This is a genomic window from Bacillus sp. EU63, assembly GCF_038592915.1.
Lineage (GTDB): Bacteria > Bacillota > Bacilli > Bacillales > Bacillaceae > Bacillus > Bacillus velezensis.
In genome coordinates this window covers 3942633-3961685 of record NZ_CP151944.1, presented here as the reverse complement: position 1 = coordinate 3961685, position 19053 = coordinate 3942633, and the positions used below count along the sequence as shown (strand labels likewise).

Below are 19053 nucleotides of genomic sequence, written 5' to 3'. Positions count from 1 at the left end.
TATGAAAGTTTCGGGAGTAATAGATAGCAAATGAAAGAGAAAACGCTTTTAATCAGGTTTAAGGCGAACAAATATAGAATAATAAGATTTAAACGTTCGGATTTACGATTGACTTTCTGTTTCGGCACTGATACACTTAATTTGTTTGAATGAGATATCGTTTTGAAAGGTTAACGGAGGTGCACGGATATATGTCTTCAGTAGTCGTAGTAGGTACGCAGTGGGGCGATGAAGGAAAAGGCAAAATTACAGATTTCCTATCAGAAAATGCAGAAGTGATCGCACGTTATCAAGGCGGAAACAATGCAGGACATACCATCAAGTTTGATGGCGTCACGTACAAGCTTCATTTAATCCCATCAGGAATTTTTTATAAAGAAAAAGCGTGTGTCATCGGGAACGGAATGGTTGTTGATCCGAAAGCGCTCGTAACGGAGCTTGCGTATCTTCATGAGCGCAATGTGAGCACGGATAACTTGAGAATCAGCAACAGAGCCCACGTCATTCTTCCATACCATCTGAAACTGGATGAAGTAGAGGAAGAACGCAAAGGGGCCAACAAGATCGGCACAACGAAAAAAGGCATCGGACCTGCTTATATGGACAAAGCGGCGCGGATCGGCATTCGGATCGCAGACCTGTTAGATCGCGACGTGTTTGCAGAAAAGCTTGAGCGGAACCTTGAAGAGAAAAACCGTCTGCTTGAAAAAATGTATGAAACGGAAGGCTTCAAAATTGAAGATATTCTGGATGAGTATTATGAATACGGCCAGCAGATTAAAAAGTATGTATGCGATACATCCGTCGTCTTAAATGACGCGCTGGATGAAGGCCGCCGCGTTTTATTTGAAGGCGCTCAAGGGGTTATGCTTGATATCGACCAAGGGACATACCCGTTTGTCACTTCATCCAACCCGGTCGCCGGAGGGGTGACGATCGGTTCAGGCGTAGGCCCGACAAAAATCCAGCACGTCGTCGGTGTATCTAAAGCGTACACAACCCGTGTCGGTGACGGTCCTTTCCCGACTGAGCTGAAAGATGAAATCGGGGATCAAATCCGTGAAGTCGGACGCGAATACGGCACAACGACAGGCCGTCCGCGCCGTGTCGGCTGGTTTGACAGCGTTGTTGTCCGCCACGCCCGCCGCGTCAGCGGAATCACAGATCTTTCTCTGAACTCAATCGATGTGCTGACTGGCATTGAAACATTGAAAATCTGTGTCGCTTACCGCTACAAAGGTGAAGTGATTGAAGAATTCCCGGCAAGCCTGAAAGCCCTCGCTGAGTGTGAACCGGTATATGAAGAAATGCCTGGCTGGACGGAAGATATCACAGGCGCAAAAACATTGAGCGATCTTCCTGAAAATGCGCGCCATTATTTGGAACGCGTATCTCAGCTGACAGGTATTCCGCTTTCTATTTTCTCTGTCGGTCCCGACCGTTCACAAACGAACGTCATCCGCAGCGTATACCGCGCTAACTAAGAATTTGCAGCAAACAAGCCTCCGGTCATGGAGGCTTGTTTTTTATGTAGGAAAAAAATAATAGATTTTTTTCAAAAAAGTAGTTGCCACTTTCGAATGTTCTATGATATTATAAATCTCGTTGTTACGGAACAGCTTCAATAGAGTACTGCAAGAAAGCTTTTGTCTCAATGCTCTATGATACATAATCCGACACATCAAGAGCCATTAGCTCAGTTGGTAGAGCATCTGACTTTTAATCAGAGGGTCGAAGGTTCGAGTCCTTCATGGCTCACCACTTTTTATGGCCCGTTGGTCAAGCGGTTAAGACACCGCCCTTTCACGGCGGTAACACGGGTTCGAATCCCGTACGGGTCATTGATTTACTTTAGCGTTATTGCTAACTCCTTATTTGTCCTCGGAGGGCCGCCACGATACGGCTTTCCGGACAAATTACTGTAAGGTCCGGTAGTTCAGTTGGTTAGAATGCCTGCCTGTCACGCAGGAGGTCGCGGGTTCGAGTCCCGTCCGGACCGCCATTTTACTTTACTTTATAGTATAGAAAAGAAACATCTGGCTCGGTAGCTCAGTTGGTAGAGCAACGGACTGAAAATCCGTGTGTCGGCGGTTCGATTCCGTCCCGAGCCACTTACCCAAACGCATCTGCAATAGTAGGTGCGTTTTTTCTTTGTTATAAAAAAGGGAGAGCCGGCTTTTCAGCCGGCCCAGAAGAAGACGTCAAACAATAGACGGCGTTTATTTTCGTGAGGTTTCAAAAAAATATTATTTTTTAAAAGAAAATAAAAAACATGACAAAAGGATGGCAGTTCAATACGTTTTTGCGCTGTTCTCTTTAATTTTTTTATCTTTTGACCTGAAACCGTTATAATAGACGGGGAACGTTTTTCATGATCCGAATTGTGATCATCATGAAACATCAATAGATGAAATGAAGTCATTCTGGCAGGAGGAAAATCAAGATGATGGATAAGAAAATCCTTGTAGTCGATGATGAAAAACCGATTGCAGATATATTAGAGTTTAATTTAAGAAAAGAAGGCTATGACGTGCATTGTGCGTACGACGGAAACGAAGCCGTGGAAATGGTGGAGGAGCTTCAGCCTGATTTAATTCTTTTAGATATTATGCTTCCGAATAAAGACGGAGTTGAAGTGTGCCGGGAAGTCCGGAAAAAATATGATATGCCGATTATTATGCTGACGGCAAAAGACTCGGAGATTGACAAGGTCATCGGGCTTGAAATCGGAGCGGATGACTATGTCACGAAGCCTTTCAGCACGCGTGAGCTTCTGGCCCGCGTCAAAGCGAACCTGCGCCGCCAGCTTACGGTTGCGCCGGCTGAGGAAGAATCAGCTTCTAATGACATTCATATCGGTTCTCTCGTCATCTTCCCTGACGCTTATGTCGTATCAAAAAGAGAAGAAACGATCGAGCTGACTCATCGTGAGTTTGAATTGCTTCATTACTTAGCCAAACATATCGGACAGGTTATGACGCGTGAGCATCTGCTGCAGACTGTGTGGGGCTATGACTATTTCGGTGATGTGAGAACGGTGGATGTAACAGTGCGCCGTCTCCGTGAGAAAATCGAGGATAATCCGAGCCATCCGAACTGGATCGTCACAAGACGGGGTGTCGGTTATTACTTGAGAAATCCTGAACAGGACTAACCGGCGATGAATAAGGTTGGTTTTTTTCGGTCGATTCAGTTTAAGATCACGCTGATCTATGTGCTTCTCATTATCATCGCCATGCAGATTATCGGCGTGTACTTTGTGAAACAGGTGGAGAATTCTCTTCTCAAGTCCTATGAATTATCGTTAAATCAGCGGATTGACAATCTATCCTATTATATTGAGCAGGAATATAAAGGAGATAATGACAGCACCGTCATTAAAGATGATGTCAAACGGATTTTGAATGATTTTACGAAAAACAATGAAATACGGGAGATTACATTTGTTGATAAAAGCTATGAGGTCGTCGGTTCTTCGAGGCCTTATGGCGAGGAAATAGCGGGGAAACAGACGACTGACCCGATTTTTAAACGGATTTTCTCAACAAAACAGGCCTATTCAAAAAAATATTATGATCCTAAAAGCAAAAACAGAGTGCTGATTTCAGCAAAACCTGTCGTCACAGAGAATCAGGAAGTTGTCGGCGCGATTTATGTCGTGGCCAGTATGGAAGATACCTTTAACCAGATGAAAACCGTCAACTCGATTCTTGCTTCAGGAACAGGCTTAGCCCTTGTTCTGACGGCCCTTCTCGGTATATTTCTCGCCCGCACCATCACCCATCCGCTGTCGGATATGCGGAAGCAGGCGATGGAACTGGCAAAAGGGAATTTCTCCAGAAAGGTGCGGAAATACGGGCATGATGAAATCGGTCAGCTCGCAACGACGTTCAACCATCTGACGAGAGAGCTTGAAGATGCCCAAGCCATGACGGAAGGGGAGAGAAGAAAGCTTTCTTCCGTTATCGCGTATATGACGGACGGTGTCATCGCTACGAATCGCAATGGAGCTATTATTCTTTTAAACAGCCCTGCGCTTGAGCTGCTGAATGTTTCACGTGAAACGGCTTTAGAGATGCCGATTACGTCTTTATTGGGCATAAAAGAGAACTTTACATTTGAGGATTTAGTAGAACAGCAGGATTCAATGCTGCTGGAGATCGAACGTGACGATGAAACGACTGTACTGCGGGTGAATTTTTCCGTTATTCAGAGAGAGCACGGAAAAATCGACGGTTTAATCGCGGTTCTTTATGATGTCACCGAACAGGAAAAACTCGATCGGGAACGCAGAGAGTTCGTTGCCAACGTGTCTCATGAGCTGCGGACACCGCTGACGACCATGCGAAGCTATTTAGAGGCGCTTGCAGAGGGCGCGTGGGAAAACAAAGATATCGCTCCGCGTTTCTTAATGGTGACCCAAAATGAGACTGAGCGCATGATCAGATTGGTGAACGACCTGCTTCAGCTTTCTAAATTCGACAGCAAAGATTATCAGTTTAATCGGGAGTGGATTCATATGATCCGCTTTATGTCACTGATTATCGATCGTTTCGAAATGACGAAAGAACAGCATGTCGAATTTATCCGCGAGCTTCCGGACAGAAATCTGTACGTGGAGATTGATCAGGATAAAGTGACGCAGGTTCTCGATAATATCATTTCTAACGCACTGAAATACTCACCGGAAGGCGGACATGTCACTTTCTCAGTCGATGTGAATGAGAAAGAAGAGCTGCTTTATATCAGCGTAAAAGATGAAGGTATCGGCATTCCGAAAAAAGATGTGGAAAAAGTCTTTGACCGTTTCTACAGAGTGGATAAAGCGCGCACGAGAAAACTCGGCGGCACCGGGCTCGGCCTTGCGATTGCAAAAGAGATGGTTCAGGCGCACGGCGGAGACATTTGGGCCGACAGTGTAGAAGGCAAAGGAACGAAGATTACATTTACTCTTCCATATAAAGAAGAGCAAGAGGATGATTGGGATGAGGCGTGAAAATATAAAAACAGTCATACTGTCAGTGCTGGTCGTCATTAGTCTTGTTTTAACATGGGGAATTTGGACATTCCAGCCCAATTTTTCAGAAGGCACGGCCTCAACCAAATCGACTGTCCGGGAAAAGCATAAAATTGATAAAACGAGCCAAAAAGTGTCACAAACGGTAAAACCCCGGGATATGTTTATTCATACAAACGGCTCTCATTACAAAGTGAATGATGAGACGCTCTTTAATGACCTGTGGGCGGATTTGCCGCAATGGGAAGTAAAAGGGATGAAGGATATTTCCGATCAATACGACAAGCTGGGTTTTAAAAATTGGCTTTACGGCAGAAACGGCAATTCGGCAAAGCTCGATCTGCAATTCAATGACACCATTCCGATTGATTTCTTCCAAACGATGTTTAAATGGTCGAATCCGTCAATGGAATACAGCTCATTTGACCATATTGTCATTCCGTTTAATGAGAATAAGACAAATAAGAAGATTTATATGGTCTCATACAGCAAGCAGCTGATTTTGGAAGTGACTGTGGAATCGGCGAATTACCGCAATCTGATGAATGAGCTGTACAGCAAAAAGTCGAGTATGCCGTTATACCACCTCTATTCGGTCGGAAAAAGCAAAGAATTTCTCATGCCGAATGCGCGGTTTAATATGAAGGAAAAAGAATTTATCACTGAAACCATTAAGACGAACCTGTTTAAGCAGACGCTTTTTAATGATCCGAGCACGGTCAGAGAAGACCCGAATTACAATCGGAATGTGCTGACTGACGGAATCAGCCGTCTGGAAATCAATTCGACACAGCGGCAGATTCAATTCCAGCATCGGAACCTGGCACAAAGCGCTTCTTATCAAACAGGCGAGCTGATTAAGAAAAGTTATAAATATTTAGAGGATACGGGAAGCTGGACGGATCATTATCAATTTTTCAATGTGAGTGATAACCAGCAGCTGAGTTTCTACATGTTTAAAGATCAAATGCCCGTGATCAACAGCACGTCTAAGCCTTTCGGCTCCGGACCTGTTTTGACCCTGCAATGGGCCAATGACGAGGTTCTCAGCTACAAGCGGCCGAACTATGTTCTCGGACCGAATCCGATTAAAACAAAAGACGTAAAAATGATGAACGGCAATGAGGTTGTGTCTCTGCTGGAGCAGCAGGATAAATACGACGTGAATAAAATCGACCAGATCTTCCTGTCCTATCAAATGGTTTCTTCATCAACGAATGATCTCGTTGAACTGGAACCCGTCTGGAGTATGAAAATCAACGGGAAGATCGTCCCGATTACGAAAGATCTGCTGGGGAAGGAGGAGGACGATAATGGAGTGGAATAAGACAAAAACGATCTTCATCATTGCCTTCCTCATCCTCGATATTTTTCTCGGCTATCAGTTTTTTGAAAAACGCTCGAGCAGTGAATACGAAGTGATTAAAAATTCAAATGTGGAAAAAGACATGGAGATGGATCATATCACTTTCGGCAACCTGTCCTCTGATTCCGCGACGGGCTACCGGCTGACGGCGGGCCAAAAGGTATTTACCGCCGAAGATATTGATGCTTTGAAAGATCAAAAGCCTTTAATGGAGATGCCGGCGGATGATCACAAGGTTACGACGCTGAAAATGAAATTTACCGATCCGGTCGGTTTATCGAAGCAAAAAACGCAGGAGGATGCGGAATCGCTCGTCAGCTCTAAAGTAACCGGCGGTGAAAAATATAAACTGTGGAAAGTCGACAAGGATAAAAAACAGATCATTTTTTACCAGATGTATGACGGCCAGTTTATTTATCAGGATTTTGACTCGTCCACGGATGCGATCGGACAGGTGATTCTGCATCTGAACGATAAAAACGAGGTCGTATCTTACGAGCAGACCATGCTGGAGTCATTCAAGCGAATCCAGACGGAGAACCTGATTCCTGAGCTGGATGCGGTCGAATTATTGTATTCTCAAAATTACTTAAAAGCGAATTGCGCCGTTAAAAGCGTTAAGTTCGGCTATATTGCCCAATATCCGCTGACAAGTACGCAGGTGCTGGCGCCGGTATGGAGAATTACAATTGAAGATAAGTCAAAAGGGACGAAGAAAAAGACACTGCAAACGTACACTGTGAACGCATTGGAAAGCACAGTCATTGATAACAATCAAAATAAATAATGGAGTGAGACACAATGGGCTTGCAATTTAGCGTGCTTGCGAGCGGGAGTACCGGAAACGCGTTTTATCTGGAGACAGAGGAGCACTCTTTTCTGGTGGATGCCGGCCTGAGCGGTAAAGCGATGGACGGGCTGATGGAGAAAATCGGCCGCAAGATAGACGACGTCGACGGCATCTTTGTCACTCATGAGCACAGCGACCATATTAAAGGGCTCGGCGTCATTGCGAGAAAGTACGGACTTCCCGTCTACGCCAATGAAAAGACGTGGAAAGCGATGGAGAATCAGATCGGCAAGCTGGATACCGGACAAAAGTTTTTGTTCCCGATGGAAAGCGTGAAATCCTTCGGCGGGCTTGATGTTGAGTCATTCGGCGTCTCTCATGACGCGGCCGAGCCGATGTTTTATGTTTTCCACTACCAAGGCAGAAAGCTCGCGCTGATGACGGACACCGGGTATGTGAGCGACAGAATGAAAGGCATTATCCGTTCGGCCAATGTGTTTGTGTTTGAAAGCAACCATGATGTCGGCATGCTGCAAATGGGCAGATACCCTTGGAGCATTAAGCGGCGGATTTTAAGCGATGTCGGCCACGTCTCGAATGAAGACGCGGCGCTCGCCATGACTGATGTCATCGGCGACGGCACATCGCGCATCTATTTGGCGCATTTGAGCCAGGACAACAATATGAAGGAACTGGCGAGAATGTCCGTGCAGCAGACATTGGCTGCGAAAGGATTTGTCGCCGGGGAAACGTTTCAGTTATTTGATACCGATCCGAAAATCCCGACGCCGCTGTGCGCCGTGTAATTTTTCCAAATGAATCATGATTATTAATCCGCGATCTGACCCACACTATAAGCAAATCGAGTACTCTTGAAAGGATTTGAGATAGGGTGGATTATAATCGCGATGATGAACAGTACGCCTCCGAACAGCCCCGCCGCAGCAAGAGAGGGTACTTTCTATCAAGTCTGATCGGCGTCATCGTCGGGGCCGCGCTCATGGCTTTCCTGCTGCCGTACTGGACAGGCGGAGACCATGGAGAAAGCAGCAAAAGCACCAGCCAGCGTCTCGGCAGCGAACAGGTGAAAACAGTCAACGTAAATGTCAACGATGCTGTCACGAATATGGTCAGCCGTGTATCAGATTCGGTAGTCGGTGTTCTCAATATCCAAAAGACCGATATTTGGGGAGAGGGCGGCGAAGCGGGAAGCGGATCGGGCGTCATTTACAAAAAGAACGGAAACACTTCTTATATCGTAACCAATCACCATGTCATTGCAGGTGCGACTGAAATTGAGATCAGCCTGAAGGATGGCTCACGCGTGCCTGCTGAACTGATCGGGAGCGACCGTCTGATGGATCTTGCCGTGCTGAAGGTGAAGTCTGATAAAATCAAATCGGCCGCCCAGTTCGGCAATTCTGATCAGGTCAAAGTCGGAGAACCGGTCATTGCGATCGGAAATCCGCTCGGGCTTGAATTTGCGGGATCAGTGACACAGGGGATCATTTCAGGCACGGAAAGGGCAGTGCCCGTTGACTCAAACGGCGACGGACAGCCGGATTGGAATGCGGAAGTGCTGCAGACCGACGCCGCGATTAATCCCGGCAACAGCGGAGGCGCTTTGATGGATATATCGGGCAAGGTGGTCGGCATCAACTCAATGAAGATCGCTGAATCCGCCGTTGAAGGAATCGGCCTGTCCATCCCGTCAAAGCTTGTCATTCCCGTTATTCAGGATTTAGAAAAATACGGAGAAGTCAGACGGCCTTTCCTCGGTATTGAGATGAAATCCTTAACGGATATTGCGAGCTACCATTGGAGCCAGACGCTGAAACTTCCGAAAGGCGTTAAAACCGGGGCGGTCATTATGGGTGTCGATGCGTTTTCACCGGCCGGAAAAGCGGGTTTGAAAAAGCTCGACGTGATCACCGGGTTCGACGGACATAAGGTCAATGACGTTGTGGATCTCCGTGAGCGCCTGTATCGCAAAAAGATCGGCGACCGTGTGAACATCACGTTCTACCGTTCGGGAAAGAAAAAAACAGCGGAAGTCAAACTGACAGAAGCGGATCGATTACAGAAATAAAAAAACAGCCCGGACATCCGGGCTGTTTTTTATTGATTTATTTGTTAATATTATACTATTATGAAAACGGGGAGGTGAAACACATGAAAACGGCTGATGTGATCATCGTATTGAATGAAATTGAAGGTGAATGTGAAGGAAGAATTATTTTAGAATGCAGAATTTAAGAAAATGAAACATGTCATATCAAACGTCCTTTTTCAGGGCGCTTTTTTTATGCCTTTTTTCAGAAGCCATAAAAAAGAACTGAACGTGGGTCACAACACGTTCAGTTAAAAATGGGTATATTTAGAAAAAGGTAGACATGAACTTAGAACTTTGTGATTGAAACAGACTGGTGCTGCTGAATTGAAGCGGCAGATGAAACTGCCGGCAGCTTATTTTTTGTTATTTACAGATGGCTCCGTTTTGAGCGTTTACTTTCACCGTTTGTTCCGTATGGTTTTGGGCAGTGATTTTCACGATGTACTTGTAGACGCCGTTTTCTTTCTTCATTTCAGACGATTTCACAGCGCCTTTGCAATGGCTGAGCGCGATGGAATGCGCTTTTTTAGAAGCGATCATCACTTGTTTTTTCTGCACTTCTTCTTTCAGGATTTTTCCGCTTTTGCCGTCCATGTGGAGCGTATGAAGCTTGCCGTCCTGGCCGAATATGCTGACAACATAGACTGATACGCCGTTTTCTTTTTTCATTTGAGCGGATTTCACAGCGCCTTTGCAATGGCTGAGTGCGAACGATTCCGCTTTTGCACGGGTCATGTGTTGCTGGTTATTCTTTATATCATGTTTGACGATTTTGCTGTTTTTACAATTGATATGGAATGTGTGAAGCTTCCCGTCTTGTCCTGACACCTGAACCACGTAAACCATAGCGTTATGTTCGGTCTTCAGCTCAGAAGACTTCACTGTTCCTTTGCAATTCTTCACGGCGATTTTTTCAGCGCCGGATTTTGAGATGAATTGCTGTTTCTTTTCAATTTGATGTTTCACGACTTTTCCGCTGGAGCTGTTGACATTGACGGTGTGCTGCTTTCCTTTTACGTCAAGGACGTTGACAACATATACGTAAGCGCCGTTGACTTTTTTCATTTGCGCTGATTGAACGGCGCCTTTGCAGCTGCAGTTTTTCAATGCGGTCTCTTTCGCTTTAGAGATAGAAACGGAAGCCTGCTGTTTCGTTTCCACTTTCGTCTGCGCTGCGTCATCCTTATGAATGACAGCCGCATGCGCTGAAGTTAAAGAACTGATTGAAAGTATGGTCCCCAGTGCAGCTCCTGATAAAACTTTTGTAATTCCCATCATATATTCCTCCTTAAACATTTCATTGTTGGCTTCCCAACTAAGGCTTATTGTAAAGACCCAAACTGAAAACAACATGAATCTAAGCTGAAAACTTCCTGAATTCAGCGGATTTTCAGCTTAGATTCAGTTTTGTTTCAGATAAAAGCGAATAATAGAAGGGGAAATGAAAAAAATAAACACAGGCTGATACATCTAAGGAGAGACTGCATCATGGATAAGTTGAAAGGCATCAAGGTGCTGATTGTAGACGACGAGCCCGCCATCATTGATTTTTTAACGATGGGGCTTGTCAATGAAGGGTTTGAAGTGATGTCCGCGGCAGACGGGATGTCGGCGATGAATCTTGTGAAAACATTTCAGCCTCATATTGCCGTTTTGGACGTGATGATGCCGGGAATGGATGGGCTTGAGCTGTCAAGGATGCTTAAGAAAACAAGCAATACCGCCATCATCATGCTGACCGCGAAGGATGAAGTAGAGTTTCGCGTAAAGGCGCTGATTGAAGGCGCTGATGATTACATGATCAAACCGTTCAGCTTTGAGGAGCTGCTTGCCAGAATTTACGCAAGAATCCGCAACCAGTTTCCGCATCTTTTCGATGAGGTGGTGCTCGGCCCCTTCCGAATCGATGACCGGAGCAGAGAGATTTTTTACAATGAACAGCCTTTGAAGCTGTCCGCCACCGAATATGAACTGCTGAAATGTTTAGTGCTCCACCACGGAACGGTTCTCAGCAAAACGAGGATTCTCGATCAGGTATGGGGCTATGATTTTTACGGGGAAGACAATATCGTCGAGGTGTACATCCGTTCTTTGCGCGAAAAGCTGAAGGACAAAGAACACAAGGTGATTCGCACGGTTCGGGGCGCCGGGTACAGGGTGGATCTGGCATGAAACGGCTGTACAGAACCCTGCGATTCCAGCTCCTGTTCAGGTCACTGGCGATTTTGGCCTTGCTGTTATGTTTCATCGGCGGCACTCAGTACATGTTTATGACACGGACGATGTATGAAAATCAGGCGATCAGCATTCAGAGTTATATCAATTCAATGGATCAAAGCGTATGGAGGTCAATCAAAACCCTTGCCCGTTCCGAAACATCGGCTCATCCGAATTTGATTTACCCAGGGGTGACGGTTGCTTTTATCAATCAATCATACAAGATGTCTGTTTTATCAGAAGACCCGCACGCGGGGGCCGCTCCTTCTTTCCCGAAAAAAGTGTATCAGGATGCGCTGACAGATACAATGGCGCTTCACTATCAGGTGGCTCACAATAAGGCGGGTGAGGAAATCATCGTCGTGTTTCAGGCGATTTCCGTTGACGGCAGGCAGGCGGGAGTTGTGCAGATGAGCACGCTGACCCAGCCTCTGAATGATTCGCTTTTCCGCCAGATCAGCATTTTCGCGGTGCTTTCCTTTGCGGCTTTGGTCATCGGACTGTTTGTTTTCTTGCCGGTGATCCGGCTCACACTCAAGCCGCTGTCCCGCATTGTGCGTATGATGGGTGACATTCATGCCGGCAGTCTCGATAAACGGCTGCCGATCGATAGGAAGCAGGCCGAAATTGAGTCATTGGGCATTTCCATCAATCAGATGCTGGAACGGATTGAAACCTCTTTTCAGGCGGAAAAAGAAGCGAAAGAACGAATCCGGCAGTTTGTATCAGACGCATCACATGAGCTGAGAACGCCGCTTACCTCCATTCACGGCTTTATCGAAATTTTAATGCGCGGAGCGGCGGAGAAGCCGGAGCAGAAAGAAAAAGCGCTTCAAAGCATGTACGCGGAATCCGCCAGGGCGAATAAGCTGATAGAGGATCTTCTGTTTCTCGCGAAGATTGACCAGGTGCCGAGCTTTGAAATGAAAAAAGGCGCATTGGGAGACGTCATTTTGGAAATGGAGGCTCAACTGAAGCTGCTCGCGAGAAACCGGAAGCTCGAGTTCTTTGTCGATCAAAAGATAGAAGCCGTTTTTGACAAAGACAAAATGAAGCAGGTCATTCTCAATCTATTTTACAATGCGGTGCAGCATACGGATGAAGACACGGGTGTCATCACCGTCTCCCTGCAGAAAGACGGAGGAATCATGCTTATGATTGCGGATAACGGAACGGGAATCGCTCCGGAGCATGTGCCTCATTTGTTTGACCGGTTTTACAGGGCGGAAACCTCCCGATCCCGTCAATCCGGCGGCGCGGGGCTGGGTCTTGCCATTACAAAAACCATTATCGACAGCCATAACGGAACAATTGAAGTGAAAAGTGAGCAGGGAAAAGGCTCCGTGTTCATCATCCGGCTGCCGGGATAAACCGGGAAGCAGGAAGAAATATCACAATTTATATATAAATTCCAAATTTTCAAAAAATAACTTGTCCTTTTCCAAAATTGATGATAATATCTAGTTATTGGTAAAGGGGGTGTGTACTGATGAAGATTGAAGAACTTGATCTTGATACAGAAACAGCAAGCTTGGTGCATCGCTGCTAGTAAAGCCGTGACTCCCCTCATTGGGGAGTTATTATCTTTCAGGGGGTATGTCATGATGTCAACTGACTGTAAGCGCTGGAAGTTTAAAGACAGCGTGCAGGTGCTGACCTACACGGCGCATATTATCATTCAATATCGAAAGGCGATTAAGCTTGCGCATACGAGTGAGATCAAAGAGGCGGTTGAACGGCTGATCACCGGCTGTGAAAAACAAGAGCTTTCTGATCTTCTGGGAGAGGAAGCGGGAAACCAGTTTTTCGACGCGTTAATGAAATTGGATGCTTTAATAGAGCCATGGCAAAACGGCCGTGAAGGCCGCATCACTGAAAAGCAGCTGTACCATTTTGAGAAATACAACCAAAACCCCAATCTGATCCAAAAGAGATTAGACGGCAGCAGGGCAGCGATCGTGGGTCTGGGGGGCGTCGGAACGATCATTCTTCAAAACCTTCTGGCGGCGGGCATGCAGCATTTTATTCTCATTGATTTCGATGCCGTATCAGTACATAACCTGAACAGACAATTCGTCTATAATAAATCTTCTGTAGGCAAATTAAAGATCTCAGAATGCAGAGATTATATTGCGGGTATCAATCCCCATGCGGACGCAGCACTTTACCATCAGGAAATTACACAGCCGCAGGACCTTCGTGTGTTAGATCCGTACGAAATTGATATCGTCATAAATGCCGCTGACAAACCCCATAACATTTCTGAATGGGTTTACCGGTATTGTAAGGAGCGGAATATCGCGTTTATGACCGGGGGTGTCGGCAGCTTCAGCGGCCAATGGGGGCCTCTGCTCACGCCTGAATCCTATCAATCCGGCGTCACTTATGAAAAAAACATGCCGGCCGGACTTCTGAACTGTTACCCCGATGAACCGATCAAAGGTTCCTTAGGAGCGACAAACGGTATTATATCCTCGTTTATGTCTCATGACATTATCACATACCTTGCAGGCGGAAGCCCGAAATCCCTGAATACCCGCATCGGCCTGGACTTTGACGGCCTTCATATTACAGAAACGAAGCTTTCTCAAAAGGAAAGCGCTTTATGAAGACGATGCATCGTACGGCGAGAAAACCGGGCGACCCTCTGAAAATAGAAATCGACACAAGCCCGATACGCTTGAACCCATTAGATACGCAGGATTACACAAGCAAGATGATTTGCAGCATTATGTATGAAAGCCTGCAGGACGGCTATAACTGCCGGATCATCCGCAAAGATCCCCGCACCTGTCAGGTGGACATTCACCCGGACTATTTAGGTGACGCCGAGGGTGTGGTTCAAACGATCATCTATCATCTGACGAAAGAAAATCAAAGCCCCCATCTCGGCAGTTTCCTGAACATAAAACAGGCCGTTCCGTATGTAAAAGGCCTCGTCTCATCCGATCAGCTCGGGGTGAACGTAACGGGCGAAAAACGCTTTGAAGTCACCTTGGACGAGCCGTCTGATGAAATAGAATCCGTTTTGCAGAGCAGCTTTCTGATTCCGGCGACCGCCGGGGGCGATGTGCCGGAAAACGGCCCGTACCGATTCAAGCGAACGTTTGAAAAGGGGCTGGAATTTGAGCGGAATCCGCAATATAAAATGACGCCCGCGGATCACCGCACGGTTCAGACCATCCAATTTATTTTGAATGATGATCTGGAAAAAAGCATCGGGCTGTACGAAGCGAATCAAACGGACGTGACCTGCCACACCCAGTTTCATCATTCAAACATGAGGTATCGGCAGTATGCTGATTTTAAAGAAAATCATTTGCCGATGTTATTTACCTTCAAGGTGAAGGACGACATGCTGAGAACTTTCATTCAGCATTATTTTGATAAACAAAAGCTGGCCGGGGATTTGGGGCATATCATCACACCGACTGATTCACTGATCGGTATATGGGAAAGCGGGAGGACACCGCAGAAAGATCCGCCCCTTTTGACAAAAGAAGAACCGGTCCGAATCGTTTATGCCGATTATTATCCGAACGGAGAGATCATTGAAAGGCTGGCTGATCTGTTTCGGCGGGCCGGAGCGGACGTATCCGTCTCCCAGGTCGGTCATTTCAATGATTATTACCATATGGATAAAAGCGGGTTTGATATTGAGCTTCATTTGTTCCTGCCGGCTTACATGCATGAGCTGAGCTATATCAAATATTTCATCCGCGACATCAGCGATCCGGAGAAGAAAAAAACGATCATTGATGCCATAGGATCTGAAAAAAAGAAGGAACTTTTTGGGTTATTCGAGAATACAACTCATTATTGCCCAATTTGTTTTGGGAAAAGTCTGTATCTGCAAGATCCATGTATAGAGGGTTTTAGTGTAAAGACTGACGGGCTCCTTTCTGTTCATGATGTTAAATGCAGATAGCTGGAAAGGGGTATTCATTTGCGGAATCGAAATTTGCTTTACTTCTCCGGTTTTTTCGGAAACTTCTTTTTCGAACGGGGAATTTGGATTTTATATTTAACAAGCATGAATTATTCATTGTTTCTAGTGGGCATCCTGCAATCGGTCCTGAATTTGGCGATGTTTCTGGCGGAAGTGCCGAGCGGCGTCATCTCGGACAGAATCGGGAGAAAAAAATCGCTCTTGCTCGGCCATTTTATGGTCATTGTCTATTTGGTGATGTTCCTGAGCTTCCATAACTTCATCGCCCTCTTCATCGCCCATATTATATACGGTATCGGGCTGACGTTTATATCAGGAACGGATCACGCCTTTTTGTTTGATTCACTGAAAGAACAAGGGAAAGAAAAGTGGTACGGCAAATCCATCGGAAACTATAACGGACTTGTCATACTCGGTCTTGCGATCGCCATGGGCATCGGCGGCTACTTGCAGGAAATATCATGGTCGTATGTGTTTATCGCCGGGATTGTGACTCAGCTGATTGCGATGGCGGTCATTACACAGCTGACGGAAATCAAATTTGAAAACAGTGAACACGAAACGCAGACGGTCGGGGACATCTTAAAAGAAGTCAAAGATTTCTTCAGACTGAACAAAGCCTTTAAATATCTGGTGCTGTCACTCTCCGTTTTCTTTGCGATTACATCGGTTTTTTATATGTACGGACAAGATTTGTTAAGTCAGGAAGGGCTGTCCGTGCGCAATATATCCATTATTTTTGCGGGACTGTCCATCTTGCAGGCGCTGTGCTCCATCTTTTCTTCCAAGCCGGCGGAAAAATTCACGCCGAGGCGCGTGCTTCTGCTGACATTCTGCATCATCGGGGCGGCCTATCTGTTTATACCTTCGGGCAGTCTGTACGTGACGATTGCAGCTTTTGTCCTCATTAACGCGCTCTATGATGTGATAGAACCCGTATCCAGTCAGGTGGTGAATAATGAGATTCCGTCCAGAACGAGAGCCACGCTGCTGTCCATTATCAGTTTGATGACCTCGCTCTTCATGTTCATTGCCTTTCCGTTTATCGGATTCTTAACGGACTATTTTGATTCAGCTTTGCTGCTGACCGCAATCGGGGTATTATCCATCTTGTTGTCGCTGTTTATGATGCTCAGCTTTTACAAACTGAAAGCGAGCGTCGCCATCCAGAATAAAGTCGAGCTTTGAACCAGAATGACAAAGGGATGATGTGAGTTGCTGAATATTCATAATCTTACGGTAAATTTAGCGGGAGATACGATTTTCAAACAAGTTTCTTTTTTCATCAATGAAGGCGAAAAAGTGCTCGTGGCCGGGCCGAACGGTTCCGGCAAAAGCACGCTGTTCAGGGTGCTTTCCGGAGAGCTTGAGGCAGATGAAGGAACGATTGCGATCAACAAAGGGGCGAAGGTCGGTTTGCTGAAGCAGATCGCTGATCCCCATGAGGATCTGACGTTGTATCAATATCTGGAAAAATCGTTTGAAGCTCTCGCGGCGATCCAGAAGGAAATGAAGGCCATTGAGCTGAAGCTTTCGGAACCGATGAGTGATGACGAGCTGACTGCTTTATTGGAAAAGTACAGTCAATACACGGAAACATTTGAGCGGAACAACGGCTACCAGATGCATGCGATGATTGACGAGGTATGCAACGGGCTCAGCCTCAGCGAATTAAAGGATCAGCCGTTTTCAAAGCTGAGCGGCGGCGAAAAGACAAAAGCCGGCCTTGCTGAAATTTTAATCCGCAACGACGACGTTATACTGCTGGACGAGCCGACCAACCATTTGGACGTCCATGCGATTGAGTGGCTTGAAGGGTTTATTAAAAAATCGAACAAAACCATTCTGTTTACGACCCACGATAAAACGTTTGCCGACCAAACGGCGATGAAGGTGCTCGAGATTGACGATACCGAGGTGAAGATTTGGCCTTACGGATTCAGCGAATATTTGAAAAAGCGGGAAGAATTCATCATCGCCCAGTTTGAGAAATATGAAGAACAGCAGAGAAAAATACAGAAGATGAAGGAATCCATCGCCCAGCTGAGAGATTGGGCCAACCGCTCGAATCCGCCGTCTGTCGGCCTGCACAGACGCGCGAATAATATGGAAAAGGCGCTGAAAAGGATTGAGCTGATCAATAAGCCGGTCCGGACGGAGCAAAAATTAAAAAACGCATTTCAGGAAGCGGGCGCCGGTTCAAAAGATATTGTGTTCATTGAAAACGGAAAGGTGACCAACGGATCTTCCCTTTTATATCAAAATGTGAACCTGCGCATAAAGCATAAAGACAGAATCGGCATCGTCGGCAGAAACGGCGTCGGCAAAACAACGCTGATCCGCTGCATCATCGGGGAAAGAGAACTGTCGGACGGCACCATTAAAGTGGGGGAAAATCTTAAGATAGGCTACATTGATCAAAAGAGCCACGTCGGAGATTCGAGTCAGACGATTCTGCAATTCTTTAAAGAAAATCTGCTGACTGAAGAGGGCATGGCCCGGAATATGCTGGCCAAGTACGGATTTTACGGGTCGTCGGTCTTTAAAAAACTTTCCGTCCTGTCGGGCGGTGAAAGAATCAGGCTGAAGCTGTCCATCTTAATGGAAAAAAAGCTGAATGTCCTGATCCTGGATGAGCCGACCAACCACTTGGATATTGAATCACAGGAAATTCTCGAAAACAGCCTGATGCAGTTTCAAGGCACCATCATCTGCGTTTCTCACGACAGAAACCTGCTGGAGAAGTTCAACAAGATTTTCTGGCTTGAGAATCAAAACGTCACCATCTTTTCAGGTCCATACAGTTACGCCAAACAAAAAAAACGGCAGATTGCCGAATAAAAGGGGAATGGATATGACCATTGACAGACTGACAATCAATGAGTTATCGTACGATCTTTTTGTAAGCGAGTATGCTGATAAGAAACCTTTTATTTTGACGGGGGCAATGGATCACTGGGAATGCAGGCCGTGGACGCTTGAATACATTGATGAACACTATGGAGACAGAATGGTCACCATCCGGAAATCAGATATCGAAGGGGTCAAAACGTTTAAACAAGTAAAGCTTTCCAACTATATCGAGTACATTGATCAGAATGATGACAAATGGTACTGTGACTGGAATTTTACGCAGCTGAACCAAAATGACTTAGACCTTGTCTATTCCGCACCCGAGTATTTTACAAAAGACACATTGAGAGCGGATGAAGAAACGGGACGGGACTGGAAATGGTTCTTTCTCGGTTCTAAGCAGACAGGCACGCCGCTGCATCAGGATTTTAACAGCACGCACGCGTGGAACGGCGTCATCTTCGGGGAGAAGGAATGGATCTTCTATCATCCGGACGACTCTCCGTATTTGTACGAAGGAAATATCAATGTCTTTGATGAAAAAGACATTGAGCAAAAACCGCTGGTTCAAAAGGCGTCTCCGATCCGCTTCAGACAAAAGGCGGGAGAAATCATTTACGCGCCGCGCCATTGGTGGCATCAAGTCGAGAATACGGAACATACATTGGCAGTGAGTGAGAACTTTTGGTTTACCGGAGAGCGGCTTGCCAATCAGATATAAACGAAAGGCTGAGGAGCATCTCAGCCT

Annotated in this window: 15 protein-coding genes and 4 tRNA genes; 18 read left to right on the top strand and 1 reads right to left on the bottom strand. The window is 46.1% G+C overall.

Annotated features, from left to right (window positions below):
- The first annotated feature begins 191 nt into the window (after positions 1–191).
- The 11 genes from purA to NYE38_RS19800 all read left to right on the top strand — a co-directional run bounded on the left by purA (position 192) and on the right by NYE38_RS19800 (position 9262).
- Complete coding sequence (gene purA / locus NYE38_RS19850) at positions 192–1484, top strand: adenylosuccinate synthase (protein WP_004393102.1); 1293 nt, start codon at positions 192–194, stop codon at positions 1482–1484.
- 201 nt (positions 1485–1685) lie between these two features.
- Positions 1686–1761 (top strand) — tRNA-Lys (locus NYE38_RS19845).
- Between the two features lie 8 nt (positions 1762–1769).
- Positions 1770–1841: transfer RNA gene (locus NYE38_RS19840), tRNA-Glu, on the top strand.
- Between the two features lie 84 nt (positions 1842–1925).
- Positions 1926–2002 (top strand) — tRNA-Asp (locus NYE38_RS19835).
- Positions 2003–2038: 36 nt separating this feature from the next.
- A tRNA-Phe gene (locus tag NYE38_RS19830) sits at positions 2039–2111 on the top strand.
- 335 nt (positions 2112–2446) lie between these two features.
- Entirely contained in the window at positions 2447–3154 is a 708-nt protein-coding gene (walR, locus tag NYE38_RS19825) for a cell wall metabolism DNA-binding response regulator WalR (protein WP_004393104.1), read from the top strand.
- 6 nt (positions 3155–3160) lie between these two features.
- Complete coding sequence (walK, locus tag NYE38_RS19820; protein WP_004393106.1) at positions 3161–4996, top strand: cell wall metabolism sensor histidine kinase WalK; 1836 nt, start codon at positions 3161–3163, stop codon at positions 4994–4996.
- Positions 4986–6344, top strand: coding sequence for a two-component system activity regulator YycH (gene yycH, locus NYE38_RS19815; RefSeq protein ID WP_014419341.1), 1359 nt, complete (start codon positions 4986–4988; stop codon positions 6342–6344). Before walK ends, yycH begins: the two co-directional genes overlap by 11 nt.
- Positions 6331–7170, top strand: coding sequence for a two-component system regulatory protein YycI (gene yycI, locus NYE38_RS19810; RefSeq protein WP_017418497.1), 840 nt, complete (start codon positions 6331–6333; stop codon positions 7168–7170). Before yycH ends, yycI begins: the two co-directional genes overlap by 14 nt.
- Positions 7171–7184: 14 nt before the next feature.
- Positions 7185–7979: an MBL fold metallo-hydrolase gene (locus NYE38_RS19805; RefSeq protein WP_007407895.1), complete on the top strand. Its 795-nt coding sequence runs from the start codon at positions 7185–7187 to the stop codon at positions 7977–7979.
- Between the two features lie 86 nt (positions 7980–8065).
- Positions 8066–9262, top strand: coding sequence for a S1C family serine protease (locus tag NYE38_RS19800; protein ID WP_014419339.1), 1197 nt, complete (start codon positions 8066–8068; stop codon positions 9260–9262).
- Between the two features lie 387 nt (positions 9263–9649).
- Here NYE38_RS19800 and NYE38_RS19795 read toward each other — a convergent pair whose 3' ends face one another.
- Positions 9650–10564, bottom strand: coding sequence for a PepSY domain-containing protein (locus NYE38_RS19795; protein ID WP_224443213.1), 915 nt, complete (start codon positions 10562–10564; stop codon positions 9650–9652).
- Between the two features lie 210 nt (positions 10565–10774).
- Here NYE38_RS19795 and NYE38_RS19790 point away from each other — a divergent pair, with 210 nt between their 5' ends.
- The 7 genes from NYE38_RS19790 (at position 10775) to NYE38_RS19760 (ending at position 19026) form a co-directional block, all read left to right on the top strand.
- On the top strand, positions 10775–11458 hold the full coding sequence (locus NYE38_RS19790; RefSeq protein WP_014419337.1) for a response regulator transcription factor: 684 nt from the start codon (positions 10775–10777) through the stop codon (positions 11456–11458).
- Positions 11455–12873 (top strand): HAMP domain-containing sensor histidine kinase, encoded by a 1419-nt coding sequence (locus tag NYE38_RS19785; RefSeq protein WP_017418500.1) that lies wholly within the window; start codon positions 11455–11457, stop codon positions 12871–12873. The genes NYE38_RS19790 and NYE38_RS19785 overlap by 4 nt, the downstream gene beginning before the upstream one ends.
- A gap of 231 nt (positions 12874–13104) precedes the next feature.
- Positions 13105–14112: a ThiF family adenylyltransferase gene (locus NYE38_RS19780; protein WP_017418501.1), complete on the top strand. Its 1008-nt coding sequence runs from the start codon at positions 13105–13107 to the stop codon at positions 14110–14112.
- Positions 14109–15431 (top strand): ABC transporter substrate-binding protein, encoded by a 1323-nt coding sequence (locus tag NYE38_RS19775; protein ID WP_017418502.1) that lies wholly within the window; start codon positions 14109–14111, stop codon positions 15429–15431. Before NYE38_RS19780 ends, NYE38_RS19775 begins: the two co-directional genes overlap by 4 nt.
- An 18-nt stretch (positions 15432–15449) precedes the next feature.
- Entirely contained in the window at positions 15450–16640 is a 1191-nt protein-coding gene (locus tag NYE38_RS19770; RefSeq protein WP_104843006.1) for an MFS transporter, read from the top strand.
- A gap of 27 nt (positions 16641–16667) precedes the next feature.
- A complete protein-coding gene (locus tag NYE38_RS19765; protein WP_007614956.1) occupies positions 16668–18293 on the top strand; it encodes an ABC-F family ATP-binding cassette domain-containing protein in 1626 nt (541 codons plus the stop codon).
- Between the two features lie 13 nt (positions 18294–18306).
- Positions 18307–19026: a cupin-like domain-containing protein gene (locus NYE38_RS19760; RefSeq protein WP_017418503.1), complete on the top strand. Its 720-nt coding sequence runs from the start codon at positions 18307–18309 to the stop codon at positions 19024–19026.
- The last annotated feature ends 27 nt before the right edge of the window (positions 19027–19053 follow it).

What these genes read in the sequence shown, in the direction of transcription:
- NYE38_RS19790 (WP_014419337.1), top strand. Translation starts at nt 10,775, where the DNA reads ATGGATAAGTTGAAAGGCATCAAGGTGCTGATTGTAGACGACGAGCCC.
- walK (WP_004393106.1), top strand. Translation starts at nt 3,161, where the DNA reads ATGAATAAGGTTGGTTTTTTTCGGTCGATTCAGTTTAAGATCACGCTG.
- NYE38_RS19785 (WP_017418500.1), top strand. Translation starts at nt 11,455, where the DNA reads ATGAAACGGCTGTACAGAACCCTGCGATTCCAGCTCCTGTTCAGGTCA.
- walR (WP_004393104.1), top strand. Translation starts at nt 2,447, where the DNA reads ATGGATAAGAAAATCCTTGTAGTCGATGATGAAAAACCGATTGCAGAT.
- yycH (WP_014419341.1), top strand. Translation starts at nt 4,986, where the DNA reads ATGAGGCGTGAAAATATAAAAACAGTCATACTGTCAGTGCTGGTCGTC.
- NYE38_RS19760 (WP_017418503.1), top strand. Translation starts at nt 18,307, where the DNA reads ATGACCATTGACAGACTGACAATCAATGAGTTATCGTACGATCTTTTT.
- NYE38_RS19780 (WP_017418501.1), top strand. Translation starts at nt 13,105, where the DNA reads ATGATGTCAACTGACTGTAAGCGCTGGAAGTTTAAAGACAGCGTGCAG.
- purA (WP_004393102.1), top strand. Translation starts at nt 192, where the DNA reads ATGTCTTCAGTAGTCGTAGTAGGTACGCAGTGGGGCGATGAAGGAAAA.
- NYE38_RS19775 (WP_017418502.1), top strand. Translation starts at nt 14,109, where the DNA reads ATGAAGACGATGCATCGTACGGCGAGAAAACCGGGCGACCCTCTGAAA.
- NYE38_RS19805 (WP_007407895.1), top strand. Translation starts at nt 7,185, where the DNA reads ATGGGCTTGCAATTTAGCGTGCTTGCGAGCGGGAGTACCGGAAACGCG.
- yycI (WP_017418497.1), top strand. Translation starts at nt 6,331, where the DNA reads ATGGAGTGGAATAAGACAAAAACGATCTTCATCATTGCCTTCCTCATC.
- NYE38_RS19795 (WP_224443213.1), bottom strand. Translation starts at nt 10,564, where the DNA reads ATGATGGGAATTACAAAAGTTTTATCAGGAGCTGCACTGGGGACCATA.